We start from the raw sequence: 19803 nt of genomic DNA on the forward strand, positions 1-19803 counted from the left end.
GCGTCCCGAACAGTGGCATCATTCAAGAATCCGGCAACTGGTCCACAACGAAGTGCACATCAAAGGAGCGGCATGAGCACTGCCCGTCTTCCCAGCGCAGGGTTCTCCATCACCGTCCGGCTGGCCCTCTCGGCCGACCCGGGCGCCGCGGGACGCCTCGCCACCGTCGTAGGCCAGGCCGGGGCCATCGTCACCGCCCTCGACGTCGTCGGATCCGACAACAAGCGCATGACCGTCGACCTCACCTGCGACACCTCCGACGCGTCCCACGCCGAGCAGGTCACGCACATCCTGGAGTCCATGCCGGACTTCGACGTCAAGAAGGTCTCCGACCGGACGTTCCTCATGCACCTCGGCGGCAAGATCGAGGTCGCCCCGAAGGTCCCGCTGCGCAACCGCGACGACCTGTCCATGGCGTACACCCCCGGCGTCGCCCGCGTCTGCATGGCGATCGCCGAGAACCCCGACGACGCCCGCCGCCTCACCATCAAGCGCAACACCGTCGCCGTCGTCACCGACGGCTCCGCGGTCCTCGGCCTCGGCAACATCGGCCCCGCGGCCGCGATGCCGGTGATGGAGGGCAAGGCGGCCCTGTTCAAGAAGTTCGGCGATGTCGACGCGTGGCCCGTGTGCCTCGACACCCAGGACACCGACGAGATCGTCAACATCGTCGCCGCCCTCGCGCCGACCTACGGCGGCATCAACCTGGAGGACATCGCCGCGCCCCGCTGCTTCGAGATCGAGGCCCGCCTGCGCGAGCGCCTCGACATCCCCGTCTTCCACGACGACCAGCACGGCACCGCGATCGTCGTCCTCGCGGCCCTCACCAACGCGCTCCGCGTCGTCGGCAAGGACTTCAAGGACGTGCGCGCCACCGTCGTCGGCTGCGGCGCCGCCGGGACCGCGATCATGCGGCTCCTGGAGAAGGCCGGCATCGGCGACATCATCCCCGTGGACCGCGACGGCGCGCTGCACTCGGGCATGGAGTGCGAGAACGAGACGTGGAAGTGGCTCGGCGAGCACTTCAACAAGACCGACTACTCCGGGGACCTCTCCGGGGCGGTCGAGGGCTCGGACGTCTTCATCGGCGTGAGCGCCCCGAACATCCTCAAGGGCTCGGACGTCGCGAAGATGGCGAAGGACCCGATCGTCTTCGCGCTCGCGAACCCGGACCCGGAGATCTCCCCCACTGAGGCCGCGCGGTACGCGGCGATCGTGGCGACCGGCCGGTCCGACCAGCCGAACCAGATCAACAACGTCCTCGCGTTCCCGGGGGTCTTCCGGGGGCTCCTGGACGCGCAGGCCCGCGACTGGAACGACGACGCGGCGGTCGCGGCGGCCACGGCCATCGCGGACTGCGTCGGCGAGGACAAGGTCAACGCCACCTACATCGTCCCGAGCGTCTTCGACCCGAACGTGGCCCCCGCGGTCGCGGCGGCGGTCAAGCGCGTGATGCGGTAGTCGGTCACCCGCTCGGGTGACACGACGACGATGAGGGCCGGTTTCTGTCGCACCCCCGCGGCAGAGTCGGCCCTATCCTCTTCCCCTGGGAGGGTGGGGGCTCGGGATGGAACTACTACTAGCCCACCCACCCACGCCCTTCGGGCGGAGCGCGTCCCTACAGGCGGAAGGCGCCTTCGGCCACGATCACGGCCGGGCCGGTCATGTAGAGGGTGTCATCGGTGACCTCGATGGTGAGCGTCCCGCCGGGGACGTCCACTCTGCACACGCCCGTGTCGAGCCCGGCGTGGCGCAGCGCGACCGCGCCGACCGCGCACGCGCCGGTGCCGCACGAGGCGGTCTCGCCGACGCCGCGCTCGTGGACGCGCATGCGCACGTGCGGGGCGGTGCCGGCCACGAACTCGACGTTCACGCCCTCGGGGAACAGCGCCGCGTCGTACCGCGGCTGGTGGAACAGCTCCAGGGCCTCCAGCTCGGCCTCGTCCCCGAGGTGGCACACCAGGTGCGGGTTCCCCATCGAGACGACCTGTCCGGGCCAGGTGAAGCCCTCGACGGACGCCTGCGAGGTCGACCCGAACTCGGCCGCGCCCATGTCGACGCGCAGCTCATCGCCCGCCACCGTGACGGTCTTGATCCCGGCTCGGGTCGCCACGGCGACCTCGGGGCCCTCTGCGAGGCCCTTGTCGAGGAGGTAGCGCACGAAGACGCGCACGCCGTTGCCGCACATCTCGGCGATCGAGCCGTCGGCGTTCCGGTAGTCCATGAACCACTCGGCCGCCGGGTCCTCCGAGGGCGCCACGCGCAGCAGGCCGTCGCCGCCGATGCCGAACCGGCGGTCGCACAGGAGCGCGACCTGGGCGTCCTTGAGCGGGAGGGCGTCCTCGGGGTCGGGCACGATCACGAAGTCGTTGCCGGTGCCGTGCCCTTTGGCGAACTCGATGGTGGTCACTTGGCAATTGTGCCCCACCGCCACCGCGCTAGCCTTGTGCCGTGACACAGACGACCGACGCCGGGCCGCTCGCCGAGCTGAAAGCGAAGTTCCCCAACGGGGTGTGGACGACCCGCGCGAACGCGCGGCTCCAGGACGCGCTCATCGAAGGATCGGGCCTCGGCCGCCTCCAGGCCGCGGTCGGCTGGGCCGCCCGCATGCAGGCCACCGACGCCCCCGAGCCGTTCACCGCACCGCGGATGCTCCTGTTCGCCGGGGAGTACCCCGAGAACTGGGACGCGGGCGACTACGCCCCCGTGGCCGATCAGACCGCGGCCCTCGAACGCGGCGAGGGCCCCCTCGCCGAGCAGGCCGCCCGCTCCGGGCTGCCGCTCACGGTGGTCCGCACCGGCGCCAGCGACGGCGCCGAGGGCCCGCTCCTGGACGACACCGAGCTGGACGCGGCGCTGCAACTGGGCCGCGAGACCGCCGACCGCGCGATCGACGAGGGCGCCGACGTCCTCCTGATCTCCGGGCTCGGCGCGGGCGCGGTCACCGCGTCCGTCGCGGTCTGCTCGTTCATCGCGAAGGACGAGATCACCAACTTCCAGCCGCAGCTGCACGCCCCCGGCGGCTCGGTCTTCGACGCCGCGTGGATGGGCCGCATCTCTGCGCTGCGCGACCACCTCGCGTTCAACCGCGGTTTCAAGCGCAGCCCGCAGGAGCTCATCGCGCGCCTCGGCGGCGCCGAGCTCGGCGCGATGGCCGCCGCGATCTTCACCGCCGCCACCCGCTCCACCGCGATGATCGTCGACGGCCCCGCCGCGGTCGCCGCCGTCATGCTCGCCCGCGACTTCGGCCTGGCCGCCCCCAAGTGGTGCTACGCCCCGAACCGCTCCGCCCACCCGGTGGTCGCCAAGCTCGCCAAGCAGGCCGGCCTCGCCGACGACCTCGCCCTGGACCTCGACCTCCCCGACGCCGTCGCCCTCCCCCTCGGCTGGGACCTCGTCCAGAACAGCCTCCGCATCTCCCAGTCCCTCCCCATGCCCGCCAAGCAGGAACCCGAGCCCGAACCCAACGACCCCGTCATCGGCGGCATCGGCCCGGTCCCCACCCCCGAGGCGAGCGAAGCGGCCCTCGAAGAGGGCACCGCAGAGAGCTAGGACGGACACCGAACCGGCCCGCAGCGTTCGCTGCGGGCCGGTTCTTCGTCGGTGCGTCAGTCATTGATGGCGCGGAGGACCGGTTTCGTCGTCAGGGCTGCCGTCAGGGTCGGGGAGGCGGCGATCTTCTCGCTGGTGACGGTGAAGACGGCCTGCTCGCCGGGGATGAGGGTGACGAGGGCCTTGTCGACCGCGGCGTCGGGGTCGAGGCGGTCGGCGAAGATGCAGAGGTCGCGGAGGACGGTCTCGGCGGTGATCGTGACCTGGACGCCGCCGGGGAACGTGGCGGTCTCGGCGGTGAACTCGGCGGTGGGCCAGTCCATGTCCTTGTCCTCCTTGGTGAACCAGGTGGCGCGGGGGAAGTCCTCGCGGCCGGTCACGAGGAACTCGCCGGGTTTGGGGGCGACCTGGGCGTCGAGGACGAGTTCGGCCGTGTCGCGGGCCGGGACGCCGATGGTGAGGAGGGCGCGGCCGTTGATGCGGCCCTGGGCGGTGCACTTCCAGAAGCCGACGACCGAGCTCCAGGGGGTGTCGGAGTCGTTGACCAGGACGAGTTTCACGCCGTCCTCGTGGGGCTGGAAGGTCGCGATGCGGTCGGCGTAGGCGTCCCTGAGGGAGTACCAGAGCGGTTTGAGTCGCTCCTCGCCGTCGATGGCGGCCCAGGAGGTGACGGGCCAGCAGTCGTTGAGCTGCCAGACGACCGAGCCGGTGCAGTACGGCTGGAGGGCGCGGAAGTGCTCGATGCCGAGGCGGATCGCGCGGGCCTGGTTGACCTGCGTGAAGTACAGCCAGTCGTCGAAGTCGCGCACGGGCGGGAGGTGCGCGTCGAGGCCGCGCTGGAGCTTCGCCTGGCCGTCGTCGGCCTTCTGGTGCCACAGCATGCTCGGCGTCTCCGCCTGGAGCGGCTCGTCGGTCGTCATGCGCCGCACCGTGGCCCACGTCGGGGGCGCCTGGTAGCCGAACTCGGCGACGAAGCGCGGCCGCCAGTCGCGGTAGTGCGCGTAGTCCTCCTCGTTCCACACGTCCCAGATGTGGACGGACGCGTGCGCCTGCTCGTTCGGGTGCAGTTCGCGCGCACCGGAGTACGGGCTGCCGGGCCAGTACGGGCGGGTGCCGTCCACTTCGGAGACGAGCTTCGGGAGGAGGTCGTGGTAGTACCCGGCGCCCCAGGTGAGCTCGCCGAGCGGCTCCTGCCAGTCCCAGTCGTGCCAGCCCCAGATGTTCTCGTTGTTGCCGGTCCACGTGACGAGGCTCGGATGCGGGGCGAGGCGGGCGAGGTTGTCGCGGGCCTCGGCCTCCACTTCGGACCGGAACGGCTCCTCCTCGGGGTAGGCGGCGCAGGCGAACAGGAAGTCCTGGCCGACCATGAGGCCGAGTTCGTCGCAGAGCCGGTAGAAGTCCTCGGACTCGTAGACCCCGCCGCCCCACACGCGGATGTAGTCGATCCCGGCGGCGACGGCCTGCCTCAGGCGCCGTTCGATGCGCGCGGGGTCGATGCGGCTGAACAGGGCCTCGTCGGGGATCCAGTTGACCCCCTTGACCCACACGGCCCGGCCGTTGATCTTGAGCGTGTACGGGCGGCCGTCGGCGTCGGGCTCGGTGTCGAGCTGCACGGTGCGGAAGCCGATCCGGCTCGTCCAGGAGTCGAGCTCCCCGCCGCCGGAGCGCAGCGACACCGCCACGTCGTAGAGCGGCTGCCCGCCGCGGTTGTGCGGCCACCACGGCTGCGGGTTCGGGACCTCGACGCGGGCCAGAGCGGACCCGGCGCCCGCCGGAACGGCCATGGTGGTGGTGTAACCGCCTGCGGTGCAGACGAGTTCGAGCTCCGCGTCGTCGGCGCGCTGGAGGTCCACGGTGAACTCGACGACGCCGGTGAAGACGCGGTCGGCGACCTCGACAGTGGCGCGCGGCACGACCTCGGCGATCCGCGCGGTCTTCCAGGTCTCCAGGCGCACCGGGCGCCAGATGCCGACGCCCGCGAGGTTCGGGCCCCAGTCCCAGCCGAAGTTGCAGGCGGCCTTGCGGATGAAGTTCCCGGGCTCGGGGTAGGCGTTGGGGCGGTCGCCGAGCCGGTCGCGCTGGGCCTCGGCGTACGCGTACGGGGAGGTGAACGCGATTTCGAGTTCGTTGACGCCCTCGCGGACCGCCTCCCGCGCGTCGAAGCGGTAGCGGCGGTGCATGTTCGCCGTCTCGCCGACGGCGGTCCCGTTGAGGCGGACCTGCGCGACGGTGTCGAGGCCGTCGAAGACCAGGTCGATCCGGTCCTCGTCGCCCGCCGCGAAGTCGAAGGCGGTCCGGTACGTCCAGTCGCGGCGGCCGACCCACGCGAGGTCGCGTTCCGCCTCGTCGGTGTACGGGTCGGCGACGAGGCCCGCGGCGAGGAGGTCGGAGACGACCTCCCCGGGGACCGTCGCCGGGATCGCCGCGACGGCGGGGAGCGTCCCGGGGTCCCCGGTGACGGTCCAGCCTTCGTGCAGGGTTCGCTTGGCGCTCAATGAAGCTCCTAGTCCTATGCCTTGATTCCGGAGAGAGCGATGCCTTTGATGAAGTGCTTCTGGAAGAGAAAGAAGAACACGACTGTCGGCAGCGTAGCCAGCATCGAGGCGGCCATCGCGACGCCCATCGACCCCGGGCTGGACACGATCGCGTTGCTCAGGTTCGACAGCGCGATGGGCAGGTTGAACAGGTCCTCGTCGCGGATGATGATGAGCGGCCACAGGAAGTTGTTCCACTCCCCCAGGGCCACGAAGATCGCCATGGCCGCCAGCGCGGGCCGCAGCAGCGGCAGCACGATCTGCCACCAGATGCGCCACTCGCTGGCCCCGTCGACGCGCGCGGCGTGCACGAGTTCGTCGGGGATCGACCGCAGGTACTGCACGAGGAAGAACACCACGAACGACTTGGCCAGGCCCGGGACGATGTAGCCGAGGTAGGAGTCGGTCATGCCGAGGTCGGAGGTGAGCAGGTAGTTGGGGATGAGGCTGACCTGCCACGGGATCATCATCGAGGAGATGATGACGACGAAGACGGTGCGGCGGCCGGGCGCGTTGGTCTTGGTGAGCATGTACGCGGCGAGCGAGGCGATGAGCAGGCTCACGACGGTGACGATGACGGTGACGCCGAACGTGTTGAGCGTGAACCGCAGGAACCCGCCCGCGACCTCGGGCCAGCGCTGGAACACGCCGGGGACGGCGTCGGGGTTGGGGGTGCCGCCGGGGGCGGGGGCGCTCGGGTCGTAGAAGGAGTCGAGCGAGGGGTCGCGGGGGAAGAACGTCGGGGGGTTCTTCATGAGTTCGGGGACGGTCTTGAACGCGGCGATGATCATCCACCAGAAGGGGATGAGGACGACGACGGCCCACAGGTAGAGCGGGAGCCGGGCGAGTTCGGCGCCGAGGTTGATCTTCTTGGGCCGCTTGGTGACCGTGCCGGCGGCGCTGATGGTCTCGACGCTCATCGGTCGAACTCCTTGAAGGTCTTCGTGACGCGCAGCTGGACGAGGGTGACCAGGAAGATGATGGCGAACAGGATCCAGGCGATGGCGGAGGCGTAGCCGAGCTGGAAGCGGTTGAAGCCCATGTCGTACAGGTAGGGGACGATCGTGAGGGCGGAGTCGAGTGGGCCGCCGACGATGGAGGCGGAGCGGCGCCAGAGCAGGTAGACGGGCTCGAAGATCTGGAACGCGCCGATCGTCGAGGTGATGAACACGAAGACGAGGACGGGCCGCAGCAGCGGCAGCGTGATGTGCCAGAACTGGCGGGCCTTGGAGGCGCCGTCGATGGACGCCTGCTCGTAGAGCTCGTCGGGGATGGCGTTGATGCCCGCGACGAACAGGACCATCGCGTATCCGGCGCCGCCCCAGACGGCCATGGTGACGAGGATGGGGATGCTCATGGCGGGTTCGGCGAGCCAGGACCGGTTGTCGCCGCCGAAGAAGCGGACGACGGTGTTGGCGAGGCCCCAGGAGTCGACCATGAAGATCCACTTCCAGACCAGGACGATGCCGACGCCCGCGGAGACCGAGGGCAGGAAGAAGACCGTGCGCAGGAGGCGGTCGCGCAGGGACGTGGACTTGAAGGCGACGGCGAGGAGGAGCCCGAGGACCATCGTGAGGACGACCGAGCCGATGACGTACTTGAAGGTGTTCCAGATGGCCTTGTGGAAGCGGTCGTCGTTGGCGAGGAGCTCGGTGAAGTTGTCGAGGCCGACGAACACGGGCGGCTTGATGGCGTTGAAGTCGGTGAGCGAGTAGTAGAGCGAGCGGGCGAGCGGGTAGATCAGGAAGACGGCGAACAGGACCGCGAAGGGCAGCAGCATGAGGTAGGCGGGGCCGTAGTGCTGGAGCCGGTGGCCGGGGCGCCGCTTCGGCGGCTCGGGCGGGGCCTCGTTCGCGGGGCGGGCGGTCTGGTTGAGCGTCAAGGGGTGCTCCGAGGCGGTGAGGGGGCGGGGGCGGCGCCGGGCCGCGCCCCGCCCGCGCGGCTACTGGAGGGTGGCTTCCATCTCGGTCTTGGCGTTGGCCAGGGCCTCTTCGACGGGGACGCCTTCGAGCACGATGGACTGGAGGGCGAGCTGCACGTTCGGGGAGGCGGGCTCCCAGCCGGCGCAGTTGGGCGGGCCGACGGAGGTCTCGAAGATCTCGGTCAGGGCCTGCTTGTTGGCGTCGTCGAGGTGGGTGTCCATGACCTTGTCGGTGCGCGGGGGCAGCCACAGGACGTTGTTCTCGGCGGCCGCGGCGAGCATGGCGTCGACTCCGGCGTCGGAGTAGGCGGTGTCGATGAAGGCGGCGGAGGTGCCGGGGGCCTCGGACTGGGCCATGACGCCGATGACGTTGCCGCCGATGAAGGACCCGGCGTTGGCGGGCCCGGCGGGGAGGGGCGCGGAGCTCCACTTGCCTTCGAGCTCGGGGAAGCCGGTGGCGAGGCCGTCGTAGTTCCAGGAGCCGCCGGTGGCGAAGACGTACTCGCCGCTGGCGAAGCCGGAGATGTCGGGCTGGTCGGTGGGCACGTTCTGCTCGGAGAAGCGCTTGGCCCAGTACTCGGTGCCCGCGACGACCTCGGGCGAGTCGACGGTGACCTCGGAGCAGTCGTCGCTGTAGAGGGAGCCGCCGGCCTCGTACATGTAGTTGAACCAGTCGAGCCAGCCGATGGGCTCCCAGGTGGAGACGAACGGGGTGGCGTACCCGGCGCCCTGGAGCTGGGTGATCGCGGCGTCCATCTCGTCCCAGGTGGTGGGGACGGCGATGCCGTTCTCGTCCAGGATGTCGGAGCGGTAGAACATCGCGTAGGTGGTCATGTTGAGGGGGACGCCGTAGAGTTCGCCGCCGGGGGACTCGATGGACTGCCAGAGGCCGTCGATGACGTTGTCCTCCAGGTTCTCCGACTCGTACTGGCGGAGGTCGTAGAGGCCGCCGAGCTCGCCGAACTCGATGCCCCAGGAGAGGCCGCCGGTGAAGAGGTCGGGGCCGTCGCCGCTCTGGATGGCGGTGAGGATCTTGGTGTGGGCGTCGGCCCAGTCGATGATCTCGACGTTGACGGCGACGCCGGTCTCCTCCTCGAAGACGGCGCCGACGGCCTCGATCATGGGCTTCTGGGAGGCGTCGCCGGTGTGCCAGATGGTGATCGAGTCGACGTCCTCCTCGTCCATGGACGTGCCCTGGCCGGTGCCTCCGTCGTCGGAGCAGGCGGCTGCGGCGAGCACCAGGCTCGCGGCCGCGGCCGCCGCTCCGAATCGTTTCGTTCTCGCGATCACGGTGGATCACTCCGTTCGGATGTAAGGGGTTCACCGGTCGCGCGGGGACTGCCCGGGGGTCCGCGGCGCCGCATCGCTTAACCGGATAAGTGACCCGAACTTATACGTCTGCCCAGGCCCAGTCAATGTATTGACGCCACTGTGATCAAATTGAAATGATACATGTCGATACCTTGATGACATCGGCTGAACCGGTTCGCAGCGGCCGTGCGCTACAGTTCGGACCGGTGCCGCATCGACGGTCGCCCATGCCGATCTCCCCCGAGAGGACCGCCGATGACCAGGCGCGTGACCATCGCCGACATCGCCGCCGCGGCGGGCGTGTCGAAGGGCGCGGTCTCCTACGCGCTCAACGGCAGGCCCGGGGTCTCCGAGGCCACCCGCAAGAAGATCCTGGCGATCGCCGCCGAGATGGGCTTCGTCCCCAACCGGGCCGCCCGCTCGCTGTCGGTGTCCTCGGCGCAGGCGGTCGGCATCGCGCTGCGCCGCTCGGCCCGCACGCTCGGCATCGAGCCCTACTTCATGGAGCTCATCAGCGGCATCGAGGCGACGCTCTCGGCCGGGTCCTTCGGGCTGACGCTCCAGATCGTCGACACCGTCGAGGAGGAGCTGGAGGTCTACCGGCGCTGGTGGGCCGAGCGCCGCGTCGACGGGGTCCTCATGTGCGACGTGGGCACCGCGGACCGGCGGCTCGACTTCGTGGCCGACCTGGGGCTGCCCGCGGTGGCCGTGGGCGGGCCCATCGAGGGCGCGCGCCTCCCGGCGGTCTGGCACGACGACGCCGAGCCGTGCCGCGAGATCCTGGAGTACCTGCACGCCCTGGGGCACAGGCGGATCGCCCGCGTCGCCGGGTTCGCGCACCTGCTGCACACCGAGATCCGCGACAACGCCTACGCCGAGACCGCCGCCGACCTGGGCCTGGAGTCCATGGAGACGTTCCACAGCGACTACACCGGCGAGCAGGGCGCGCGCATCACCAGGCGCATCCTGTCCTCGGCCGGGCGCCCCACCGCGATCATCTACGACAACGACGTCACGGCCGTGGCCGGACTCGGCGTCGCCCACGAGCTGGGGATCGGCGTGCCGGGCCAGCTGTCGATCGTGGCCTGGGACGACTCGCCGCTGTGCCGCCTCACCCACCCCGCGCTCACGTCCCTGACGCGCGACATCAGCGCCTACGGCTCACAGTGCGCCGAGGCGCTCCTGTCGATCATCGGGGCCGAACCGAACGCGGACCGCACTTTCTCGGTTCAGTGCCGACCCGCCCAGCTCTCCCCGCGCGCCTCCACGGGCCCCGCCAAGCCCTGACGCGCGGTCGGGCGTCGTTCCTGCCAGGACAATTCCCAGGCACGTCTTGAACCCCATCGATATTTATGGTTCTCTATGTTGAGGTCGGGATGAACCGATTCACCTCTGACCCGAACCTACAGATGGGATCACCATGGAACACGGCACGACCGACGCCGCCCCGGCACGGCGTCGGATGCGCAGATGGCTCATGGCCGCACTGGCCGCCATAGCGATCGCCTTCGGCGGTCTGTGGCAGCTCGTCCCGGCCGGCGCCCAGCAGGGCGGCTTCTCGATCGACGGCACGCAGCTCATCGACGCGAACGGCAACCCGTTCATCATGCGCGGCACCTCCCACCCCGACGTCTGGTACCAGGGCGAGTTCGCCAGCTACGGCGAGATCTCGGACCTCGGCGCGAACACCGTCCGCGTCGTCCTCGGCTCCGGCCAGCGCAACTGGGGCGTCTCGACGGCCGCGCGGGTCCAGCAGATCGTGGACGAGTGCAAGGCGCAGCGCCTGATCTGCATGCTCGAAGTCCACGACACCACCGGCTACGGCGAGGAGTCGGGTGCGGCCACCCTGGATCAGGCCGTCACCTTCTGGCAGGGCCTGTTCAGCGTGCTCGACGGCGAGGAGGCGTACGTCCTCATCAACATCGGCAACGAGCCGGTCGGCAACACCAACCCGCAGCAGTGGACGCAGCAGACGGTGGACGCGATCGAGCGGATGCGGTCCATCGGCTTCGAGCACACGCTGGTCGTGGACGCCCCGAACTGGGGCCAGGACTGGCAGAACGTCATGCGCGACAACGCGGAGACCGTCGCGGCCGCCGACGAGGACGGCAACACGCTGTTCTCGATCCACATGTACGCGGTCTACACGAACCCGCAGGCGGTCATCGACTACTTCGACGCGTTCGAGGAGATGAACCTCCCGCTCATCGTCGGCGAGTACGGCGACACGTTCCAGGGCCAGACGGTCGCCTGGGAGACGATCCAGTCGCAGGCGCAGGCCCGCGGCATCGGCTGGCTGGCGTGGTCCTACTCGGGCAACACCGGCGGGGAGCTCGACCAGACGACGAGCTTCAACCCGTCGGCGCTGACCACGTGGGGCCAGCGGGTCTTCACGTCCACCAACGGCATCCAGAACACGGCCGAGCGGGCCACGGTCTTCGGCGACGACCCGGACCCGACCGACCCGACCTCGTCCCCGACGGACGGCCCGACCACGGGCGGCCCGGTCGGCGGCGACTGCACCGCCGCGATCGGCGTCGTGAACGACTGGGGCTCGGGCTGGCAGGGCAAGGTCACGGTGACCGCCACCGGCGCCGCCCTGGACGGCTGGCGGCTCACCTGGACGTGGGCGGGCGCGACCCGCATCACGTCCTCGTGGAACGCGACGATCACCAGCTCCGGCGCGGGGGTCACGGCCACCGACGTGGGCTGGAACGGCACCGTCGCCTCGGGGCAGAGCCGCGAGGTCTTCGGCTTCATAGGGTCCACCCCGGCGGCGACGCCGACGGTGACCTGCCAGGCGATCTAGCGAAGTGAACGGCGGAGGCCGCCGGACCGTTCGGTCCGGCGGCCTCTGCTTTGGCTCACTGTGAATTCAGCCGTTCTTGGTCGGGAGCTGGAACTTGCCGACCCCGCCCTTCGGCATCTGCGAGCGGACCTTCGACTTCTTGTCGCCGATCGTCTGGTGCCCGGCCTTGCCGGACTTCTTGCCGCGGGCGAGCGCCCGTCGCTCCTCGCGGTTGAGCGGCGCGTCGTCGCCGTCCTGCTGCGGTTCCGGAGTCTCGTCGGTCATGCGGATCCCCTTCTCGGGTCGAGCTTGAAGAGACGTGAGCGCGAAACGGAGCGTTGCTCGACGTCTCATGGCCGTGCTTCCAGCGGAAGCTGCACTCATCGTGGTCGGCCGGTCGGCAGTCGCGCCCACAGCGGCCGTATCTCTTCTAAAGGATCATGCCGCTCACTCTAGCGCCCTCCCGCCGCGCGCACAACGCCCTTTCCGCCCGCGCCGGGGATGACTAACCTCATACGCATGGCACAGGCCCCTTCCCCGGTGAAACTCGCGCGCGTCCGCACCGTCGCGCAGGACGCGATGCGGGGCGCGCGGTGGTGGACGCTCCTCGACCTGGAGAAGACGCTGCGCGCCGACGCGGAGTTCTGGCGCGACCTGTGGGCGCCGTCCCTGGCGATCGCGGCCCACAAGGTGGGCCTCAAGGGCGCGCGGGCGAAGCTCGACGAGGCGATCGAGGCCGGGTTCCACCAGACGGACCTGTTCGAGCCGGAGCTGTCGGCCGCGTTCGGCGCGGACCCGGACTGGGCCCGGGTCCTGGAGCGGGCCAGGGCGAACGTCCCGGCCCCGCCGCTGCGGATCACCGCGTGGCCCGAGCCCGGGACGGGCGCCCCGCTGCGGCTCGACCGGATCGAGGCGCACCGGGAGGGCCAGCTCGCGTCCCGGCTGCCGCGGCCGCGGGAGGGCGCGTGGCAGACCGCGCGGGACCTGCTGGCGTGGACGTCGGCGCTGTGGCGGCACGCGAACGCGCGCATCAACGCGGGCGACGCGGTGGACGTCCTGGAGCAGGTGGCCCTCGGCGCGCGGTACTCGTGCGTGGAGTACTCGATCGTGCTGGCGCAGGGCCTGAACGCGCTGCGCATCCCGGCCCGGCGGGTGTGGCTGCGCCGCGGGGACTACCACGACGGGGTCGGGCAGGGGCACGCCGTCGCGGAGGCGTGGATCGACGACCTGGACCGGTGGGTGCTCCTGGACGGGCAGCACGGCGCGTACTGGGCCGACGAGGACGGGCGGCCGCTGAGCCTCCCCGAGCTCCAGGCCCGGGGGAAGCCCGCGCGGCCGGTCCACGTGGGGCCGCGGCAGGCGATCCAGGACCCGGCGATGTGGTGGGCGTACTTCGCGCACGCGTCCGTGACGGGCGCGGCGTGGGCGCCCGAGGGGTTCGTGCCGGTGTTCCAGGAGGGCCAGGTGCTCCCCACGGAGCGGCTGCTGCGCGAGCCCGCGTCCGCGTACCCGCGGCTGTCGGACGTCGCGGTCGGCGTGGTCGCGCAGGACGGCGCCCCCGCGGTGCGGATCAGGCCCGAGCACCCGTACGCGGTCGGCGGGGTGTGGAACGGCGAGCCGATCGCGGCCCCGCCGAAGGACGCGGAGCGGCGCTTCACGCGGGTCCTCGACCGCGAGCCGGGCGAGCACAAGGCGGACCTGGCGGCGCTGACCCCCTACGGGCCCTTGGCGAGCCGCGAACTGCGGTGGACGGCGGCCTGAGCGGGCGCACCGCTGCGACGCAGGGGGACGGGTGGGGCGCAGGGGGTCGTGGGCGCCCTCCCAAGGCACTTAATATTGACAGTTGACGATGTATTGACAGGCAAACGCTCGCACGGTAGGTTTGCTCCAATTCCCTCAAATCCATCCCGCGCCACTGTTCCAGCACACAGCCCGGCGCTCCCCCGAACGATCCGCCCGATCCTTCCGACGGGTCCGCGCATCGCGATTGGGAGCGCTCCCCTGGGCGAAGACCCCCGGCTCCCGGCTCGTCGGCGGGTCTTCGCCCTCCGCTTCCGCGGAGGGCTCGCGTCCTAGCGCAGGGCCTCGTCGAGGATGTACCGCTCGGCGTCGAGCAGCCGCAGGTCCCGCGCCGGACGGCGCAGGTGCCCCTTCTGCACGATCCGCTCGAACGCGGGGTCCCCGGCCTGGGCCATCCGGCGGATGCCCTCGATGTGGTCGACGATCCGCTTGCGGATGACCTTGATGAAGCGCTGGCGGTCCCGGTCGGAGAGCCCGTACGCGTCGGCGAACATCCGCAGCCGCCGCGCCCGGTCGGGCTTCTTCCAGCCCAAGGTGATCGAGTCGCGGTCGGTGAAGATCGGGACCCACGTCCACGCCGCGTACGCAACGTCGTAGATCCGCGCGCCGGGGCTCGCCAGGTCGAAGTCGATGAGCGACAGCGTCCCGTCCGGCCGCCACACCACGTTGTGCGGTGCGGCGTCGTGGTGGCAGATCACCTCGGTGTCGGGGGGCGGCGGCCCGAAGGACCGCCAGGTCGCACCGGGCGGCGGCCGGAAGCCGTACTGCGCGTCGTGGTACATGCGCAGCATCTTCGCGACCGCGCTCATGGTCTCGTCGGTGGTCCAGTGCGGCGCGAGCGGGTACTTGCCCGGCTCGCCCTCCACGAAGGACAGCACCTCGCGCGCGTGCTCGTCGACGCCCAGGACCCGCGGCGCGCCGGTGAAACCGGCGCCGTCGAGGTGCCTGAGCAGGGCGTGGACCGCGGGGGTCCAGGGTCCGGTGTTCCGGCGGACCGTGTCCCCCAGCCGGATGACCGTGCTCGTGTTGCCGCCGATCAGCGGAATCTCGTCTTGGCTCACCGGTCCCCGCTTGCGCCTGCGTGCTGTGTCAGCTCTCGGCGCCGTCGACGAGTGCGTCGACGAACGCTCCGACCTCGAACGGGGCCAGGTCGTCCGGGCCTTCTCCGAGTCCGACCAGCTTAACCGGTACCCCCAACTGCCGCTGAACCGCGATCACGATCCCGCCCTTGGCGGACCCGTCGAGCTTGGTCAGGACGATGCCGGTCACCTGCACGACCTCGCCGAAGACCTTCGCCTGCTGGAGGCCGTTCTGCCCGGTCGTCGCGTCCAGGACCAGCAGCGTCTCCGCGACCGGGCCCTGCTTCTCGATGACGCGCTTGACCTTCCCGAGCTCGTCCATGAGCCCGGCCTTGTTCTGGAGGCGGCCCGCGGTGTCGACCAGGACCACGTCGGCGCCGTCGTCGGCACCGGCCTTCACGGCGTCGAACGCGACGGACGCCGGGTCGGCGCCCGCCTCGCGGCGCACGACTCTCGCGCCCACGCGGGCGCCCCAGGTCTCCAGCTGCTCGGCGGCGGCGGCGCGGAACGTGTCGGCCGCGCCCATGACCACGGACTTGCCCTCAGCAATGAGCACCCGGGCGACGCGGCCGCAGGTCGTGGTCTTCCCGGAGCCGTTGACGCCGACCATGAGGATCACCGCGGGGCCCTCGCCGGAGGGCGAGGCGGTGGCGATGGACCGGTCGAGGTCCGGTTCGAGGACCGCGGTCAGTTCGGCCTTGAGCAGGCGCCGCAGCTCCTCGGGGTCGCGGGTGCCGAGGACCTTGACCTGCTCGCGCAGGCGCTCGACGACCGCGGTCGTGTCGGCCAGGCCGACGTCGGCGGTCAGGAGCGTCTCCTCGACCTCGTCCCACACGTCGTCGTCGAGCTTGTCGCTGGCGAGCAGGGCCAGCAGGCCCTTGCCGAGCGCGTTGTTCGAGCGGGCCAGGCGCGACCGCAGCCGCACCAGGCGGCCCGCGACGGGCTCGGGGGCCTCGATGACCGGGGCGGCGGGCTGCGGCGCCTCAGCCGGAGTCTCGGTCTTCGGCGCGGCCTCGACCTGCGGTTCCTCGGCGGGCGCCTCGACGGCCGGCTTCGACCGGCCGCGCACGGCCAGCACGGCGCCGACGACGACACCGATCGCGACGACGGCCGCGACCAGCCAGATCCACAGGTTGTCCACAGGTAAAGCCCTCCACGAGTCGACGGTCGTCAACCACTGTACTGGGCTGCCCTTACTCCTCTTCGCGGGAGAACTTCTGGCTGATGACCTGCGTGACACCGGCGCGCATGGTGACGCCGTACAGCGCGTCGCCGATCTCCATCGTCCGCTTCTGGTGCGTGATGATGAGCAGCTGCGAGTTCTCCTGGAGCTGGCGCAGCAGGTCGAGCAGGCGCCCCAGGTTCACGTCGTCGAGCGCCGCCTCCACCTCGTCCATCAGGTAGAACGGGCTGGGGCGGGCGCGGAAGATCGCCACGAGCAGCGCCAGCGCGGTCAGCGACCGCTCCCCGCCCGAGAGGAGCGAGAGCCGCTTGACCTTCTTGCCGGGCGGGCGGGCCTCGACCTCGACGCCGCTGCGGAGCAGGTCGTCGGGGTCGGTGAGCAGGATGCGGCCCTCGCCGCCGGGGAACACGGTCTGGAAGACGTGCTCGAACTCGCGGGCGGTGTCGGCGAACGCCTCGGCGAAGACCTGCTGGATGCGGTCGTCCACCTCCTTGACGACCGTCGTGAGGTCGGCGCGGGTCTTCTTGACGTCTTCGAGCTGCTCGCTGAGGAACTTGTACCGCTCTTCGAGTGCCGCGAACTCCTCCAGCGCCAGGGGGTTCACCTTGCCGAGGAGCTTCAGCTCGCGTTCGCCGCGGGCGGCGCGCTTCTCCATGAGGGGCCGGTCGAAGTCGGCCGGGTGCGGCTCCGGCTTGCCCTTCTCGGCGGCGGCGTTGACCTCGTCGGCGCTGGGCGGCACGGGCTGGTCGGGCCCGTACTCGGCGATGAGGGTCTCGATGTCGACGCCGAACTCGGCCCCGGCCTTCTCTTCGAGCGCTTCGATGCGCAGGCGCTGCTCGGCGCGGGCGACCTCGTCGCGGTGGGCCGCGGAGGTGATGCGTTCGAGTTCGGCGGCCGTGGCGGCGGCGCGGGTGCGCAGCTCGGTGAGGGCGGCCTCGCGGCGGGACTGCTCGGCGGCGACGGTGTCGCGTTCGATGGCGGCGGCTTCGAGGGAGTCGGTGAGGCGCACGCCCGCTTCCTCGGCGGCCTCGGCGACGAGGGCGGCGACGGCGGCGCCGCGGGCGCGGGCGGCCCGGCGGGCCTCGGCGCGGGCGCGGGAGGCGCGCTCGGACTGGGCCTGGCGGGCGAGGGCGTCGGCGCGTCCGGCGAGCGCGGAGGCGCGCTCCTCGGCGGTGCGGACCGCGAGCCGGGTCTCCATCTCGTTCTGGCGGGCGGCGTCGAGCTGGCGGGAGAGGACGTCGCGCTCGTCGGTGGAGGGCTCCTCGATCTCGGGGAGCGATTCGAGCTCGTCGAGCTGCGCTTCGAGTCCTTCGATCCCGGCGCTGTCGGCTTCGCGGGCGGTCTGGGCGCGGTCCTTGGCCTGGGCGAGGCGGGCGACCTCGGCTTCGGCGCCGCGGGCGGCGGCGCCGAGTTCGGCGAGGCGGCGGGCGACGACGCTGTGTGCGGCCTGGGCCTGGCGCTGGGCGCCGCGGACCTGCTCGGCGTCGGCCTCGGCGTCGGCGTGGGCGTCGCGGGCGGCGTCGAGGCGCTCGCCGAGCTGCGCGGCGAGCGACTCGGCGGCGATCTTCTTGTCGCGGGCCTCGTCGACGGCGGCCTGGATCTCGATGTAGGACTGGGCCTTCGCGGAGCCGCCGTGGGCGGTCGCGGCGCCGAGGACGTCACCAGCGCGGGTGACGGCGGTGAGGCCGGGGTGTGCTTCGACGATCGCGCGGGCGGCGTCGAGGTCGTCGGCGACGACCATCCCGGCGAGGACGGCGCGCACGGTGGAGGAGAGCTCGGCGGGCGCGGAGACGGTGTCGGAGACCGGGAGGAGTCCACTGGGGACCGAAACCTGGGTCTGGGCACCGGCGATCAAGAAACCGGCCTGTCCGCCGTCCTCGTCGCGCAGGAGGCGGATGGCCTCGGCGGCGGTGGCGGGGCCGGTGACGGCGATGGCGTCGGCGAGGCGCCCGAGCGCGGCGGCGAGGACCGGCTCGAACCCGGGCCTGACGGTGAGCAGCGCGGCCACGGACCCGAGGACTCCGGGGACGGCGTCGTCGCGCGAGAGCAGTGCGGCCGCGCCGTCCTTGCGGCGCAGGCCGACGGCGAGGGCCTCTTCGCGGGCGGCCCACTGGGAGGCTTCGCGGTCGGCGTCGCGCTCGGCGGCCTGGAGGCGGTCGAGCTCGGCCTTCGCGGCCGCGGTGCGGGCCTTGGCTTCGGCGATGGCGTCGTCGAACTCGGAGTCGGTCTCGACGGCCTCGTTCTCGGCCTCGGCTTCGGCGTGCGCCTCGGCGGCGGCCTCGGCGCGCTCCTTCGCTTCGGCGAGCGCGATGGAGGCGCGTTCGAGTTCCTCTGCGGCGGCGGCGGTGCGGGACTTGAGGGAGTCGACGCGCCCGCGCAGGGTCGCGAGGGCCTCGCGGCGCTCGGCGGCGGCCTTGACGGCGCCGACGATCCGCTGCTCGGCGTCGCTGAGCGCGGTCTCGGTCTCCTCGCGGGCCTCGACGGCGGCGGCGAGCCGCTCGGAGTCCTCCGCGATGCCTTCGCGCAGTTCGATCTCCTGCTCGCGGATGCGCTGCGCCTCGGTCTCCAGGACCTCGGGGTCGCGTCCGGCGCGGTCGTCCTGCTCCTCGGCGAGGTAGCGGCGGCGCTCGGCGGCGAGCTGCGCGGTGGAGCGGAGCCGCTCGGCGACCGCCTGGAGGCGGTACCAGGTCTCCTGGAGGCGGGCCAGGCGCGGCTTGTCGGCGGCGTGCGCGTTCTCGACTTCGCCGACCTGGGAGGCGAGGCGCTCGTGCTCGTCGGCGAGGACGGTGCGGCGCTCCTTGATGGCCTCCTCGTCGGCGAGGTCCTTCGCGATGTTGGAGCGCAGCGACGACAGGTCGTCGGCGAGGAGCCGCAGGCGGGCCTCGCGCAGGTCCATCTGGATGGTCTGGGCCCGGCGCGCCAGCTCGGCCTGGCGGCCGAGCGGCTTGAGCTGGCGGCGCAGCTCGCCGGTGAGGTCGGAGAGCCGGTCGAGGTTGCCCTGCATGCCTTCGAGCTTGCGGAGGGCCTTCTCCTTGCGCTTGCGGTGCTTGAGGACGCCCGCGGCCTCCTCGATGAACGCGCGGCGGTCCTCGGGGCGGGCGTGCAGGTAGGAGTCGAGCTTGCCCTGGCCGACCAGGACGTGCATCTCGCGGCCGATGCCGGCGTCGGAGAGGAGGTCCTGCACGTCGAGGAGGCGGCAGCGGTCGCCGTTGATCTCGTACTCGCCCTCGCCGGAGCGGAACATGCGGCGGGTGATCGAGACCTCGGAGTAGTCGATGGGGATCGCGCCGTCGGAGTTGTCGATCGTGAGGGTGACCTCGGCGCGGCCGAGCGCGGGGCGGCCGGTGGTGCCCGCGAAGATGACGTCCTCCATCTTGCCGCCGCGCAGGGACTTCGCGCCCTGCTCGCCGAGGACCCAGGCGATGGCGTCGACGACATTGGACTTGCCGGAGCCGTTCGGGCCGACGACGCAGGTGATCCCCGGCTCGAAGCGCAGGGTAGTGGCCGAGGCGAAGGACTTGAATCCCTTCAGCGTGAGGCTCTTCAGGTGCAACGGTCGCTCCGGCTGTCGGCGTCGGCGGGGTACGGGACCGTCCCAGCCTACAAGGCGGCTGTGACCGGATCGGGGAGATCAA

14 protein-coding genes are annotated in these 19803 nt (G+C 71.4%); 5 read left to right on the top strand and 9 right to left on the bottom strand.

Annotated elements, in window-relative coordinates; translation table 11 throughout:
* Positions 1-72: 72 nt before the first annotated feature.
* Positions 73-1461: an NAD-dependent malic enzyme gene (locus tag AB0A65_RS07630; protein WP_359947904.1), complete on the top strand. Its 1389-nt coding sequence runs from the start codon at positions 73-75 to the stop codon at positions 1459-1461.
* A gap of 157 nt (positions 1462-1618) precedes the next feature.
* Here AB0A65_RS07630 and dapF read toward each other — a convergent pair whose 3' ends face one another.
* Positions 1619-2401, bottom strand: coding sequence for a diaminopimelate epimerase (gene dapF, locus AB0A65_RS07635; RefSeq protein ID WP_359948689.1), 783 nt, complete (start codon positions 2399-2401; stop codon positions 1619-1621).
* Between the two features lie 50 nt (positions 2402-2451).
* On the opposite strand from dapF, the gene AB0A65_RS07640 reads away from it, so the two are divergent.
* Complete coding sequence (locus AB0A65_RS07640) at positions 2452-3552, top strand: nicotinate-nucleotide--dimethylbenzimidazole phosphoribosyltransferase (protein ID WP_359947907.1); 1101 nt, start codon at positions 2452-2454, stop codon at positions 3550-3552.
* Between the two features lie 56 nt (positions 3553-3608).
* Here the strand turns inward: AB0A65_RS07640 and AB0A65_RS07645 are convergent, their stop codons facing one another.
* The 4 genes from AB0A65_RS07645 to AB0A65_RS07660 are packed head-to-tail and all read right to left on the bottom strand — an operon-like array spanning position 3609 to position 9297.
* Positions 3609-6047 carry a glycoside hydrolase family 2 protein gene (locus tag AB0A65_RS07645; protein ID WP_359947909.1) on the bottom strand — a complete coding sequence of 813 codons (2439 nt, stop codon included), beginning with the start codon at positions 6045-6047 and terminating at the stop codon, positions 3609-3611.
* A gap of 14 nt (positions 6048-6061) precedes the next feature.
* The gene (locus AB0A65_RS07650; RefSeq protein WP_359947912.1) at positions 6062-7006 is read right to left on the bottom strand and encodes a carbohydrate ABC transporter permease; all 945 of its coding nucleotides are present in this window, start codon (positions 7004-7006) and stop codon (positions 6062-6064) included.
* Positions 7003-7968 (bottom strand): sugar ABC transporter permease, encoded by a 966-nt coding sequence (locus tag AB0A65_RS07655; RefSeq protein ID WP_359947915.1) that lies wholly within the window; start codon positions 7966-7968, stop codon positions 7003-7005. The genes AB0A65_RS07650 and AB0A65_RS07655 overlap by 4 nt, the downstream gene beginning before the upstream one ends.
* Before the next feature lie 60 nt (positions 7969-8028).
* Complete coding sequence (locus tag AB0A65_RS07660; RefSeq protein WP_359947918.1) at positions 8029-9297, bottom strand: extracellular solute-binding protein; 1269 nt, start codon at positions 9295-9297, stop codon at positions 8029-8031.
* A 276-nt stretch (positions 9298-9573) separates the two neighbouring features.
* Here AB0A65_RS07660 and AB0A65_RS07665 point away from each other — a divergent pair, with 276 nt between their 5' ends.
* The gene (locus AB0A65_RS07665; protein ID WP_359947921.1) at positions 9574-10605 is read left to right on the top strand and encodes a LacI family DNA-binding transcriptional regulator; all 1032 of its coding nucleotides are present in this window, start codon (positions 9574-9576) and stop codon (positions 10603-10605) included.
* Positions 10606-10738: 133 nt separating this feature from the next.
* On the top strand, positions 10739-12127 hold the full coding sequence (locus tag AB0A65_RS07670) for a cellulase family glycosylhydrolase (RefSeq protein WP_359947924.1): 1389 nt from the start codon (positions 10739-10741) through the stop codon (positions 12125-12127).
* 66 nt (positions 12128-12193) lie between these two features.
* Here the strand turns inward: AB0A65_RS07670 and AB0A65_RS07675 are convergent, their stop codons facing one another.
* Positions 12194-12391, bottom strand: a complete 198-nt coding sequence (locus AB0A65_RS07675; RefSeq protein WP_359947927.1) for a hypothetical protein — start codon at positions 12389-12391, stop codon at positions 12194-12196.
* A 234-nt stretch (positions 12392-12625) separates the two neighbouring features.
* Between AB0A65_RS07675 and AB0A65_RS07680 the strand changes: the two genes are divergently transcribed.
* Positions 12626-13867, top strand: coding sequence for a transglutaminase domain-containing protein (locus AB0A65_RS07680; protein ID WP_359947930.1), 1242 nt, complete (start codon positions 12626-12628; stop codon positions 13865-13867).
* Positions 13868-14178: 311 nt separating this feature from the next.
* On the opposite strand, the gene AB0A65_RS07685 is transcribed toward AB0A65_RS07680, so the two are convergent.
* The 3 genes from AB0A65_RS07685 to smc are packed head-to-tail and all read right to left on the bottom strand — an operon-like array spanning position 14179 to position 19721.
* Positions 14179-14967, bottom strand: coding sequence for an aminoglycoside phosphotransferase family protein (locus AB0A65_RS07685; protein ID WP_091053185.1), 789 nt, complete (start codon positions 14965-14967; stop codon positions 14179-14181).
* Between the two features lie 28 nt (positions 14968-14995).
* Positions 14996-16126 carry a signal recognition particle-docking protein FtsY gene (gene ftsY, locus AB0A65_RS07690; RefSeq protein ID WP_359947933.1) on the bottom strand — a complete coding sequence of 377 codons (1131 nt, stop codon included), beginning with the start codon at positions 16124-16126 and terminating at the stop codon, positions 14996-14998.
* Positions 16127-16178: 52 nt separating this feature from the next.
* On the bottom strand, positions 16179-19721 hold the full coding sequence (smc, locus tag AB0A65_RS07695) for a chromosome segregation protein SMC (RefSeq protein WP_359947936.1): 3543 nt from the start codon (positions 19719-19721) through the stop codon (positions 16179-16181).
* Between the last annotated feature and the right edge of the window lie 82 nt (positions 19722-19803).

Origin of the sequence: Glycomyces sp. NPDC047010 (assembly GCF_040644205.1) — a bacterium.
In the GTDB taxonomy this organism is placed as follows: Bacteria; Actinomycetota; Actinomycetes; order Mycobacteriales; family Micromonosporaceae; genus Glycomyces.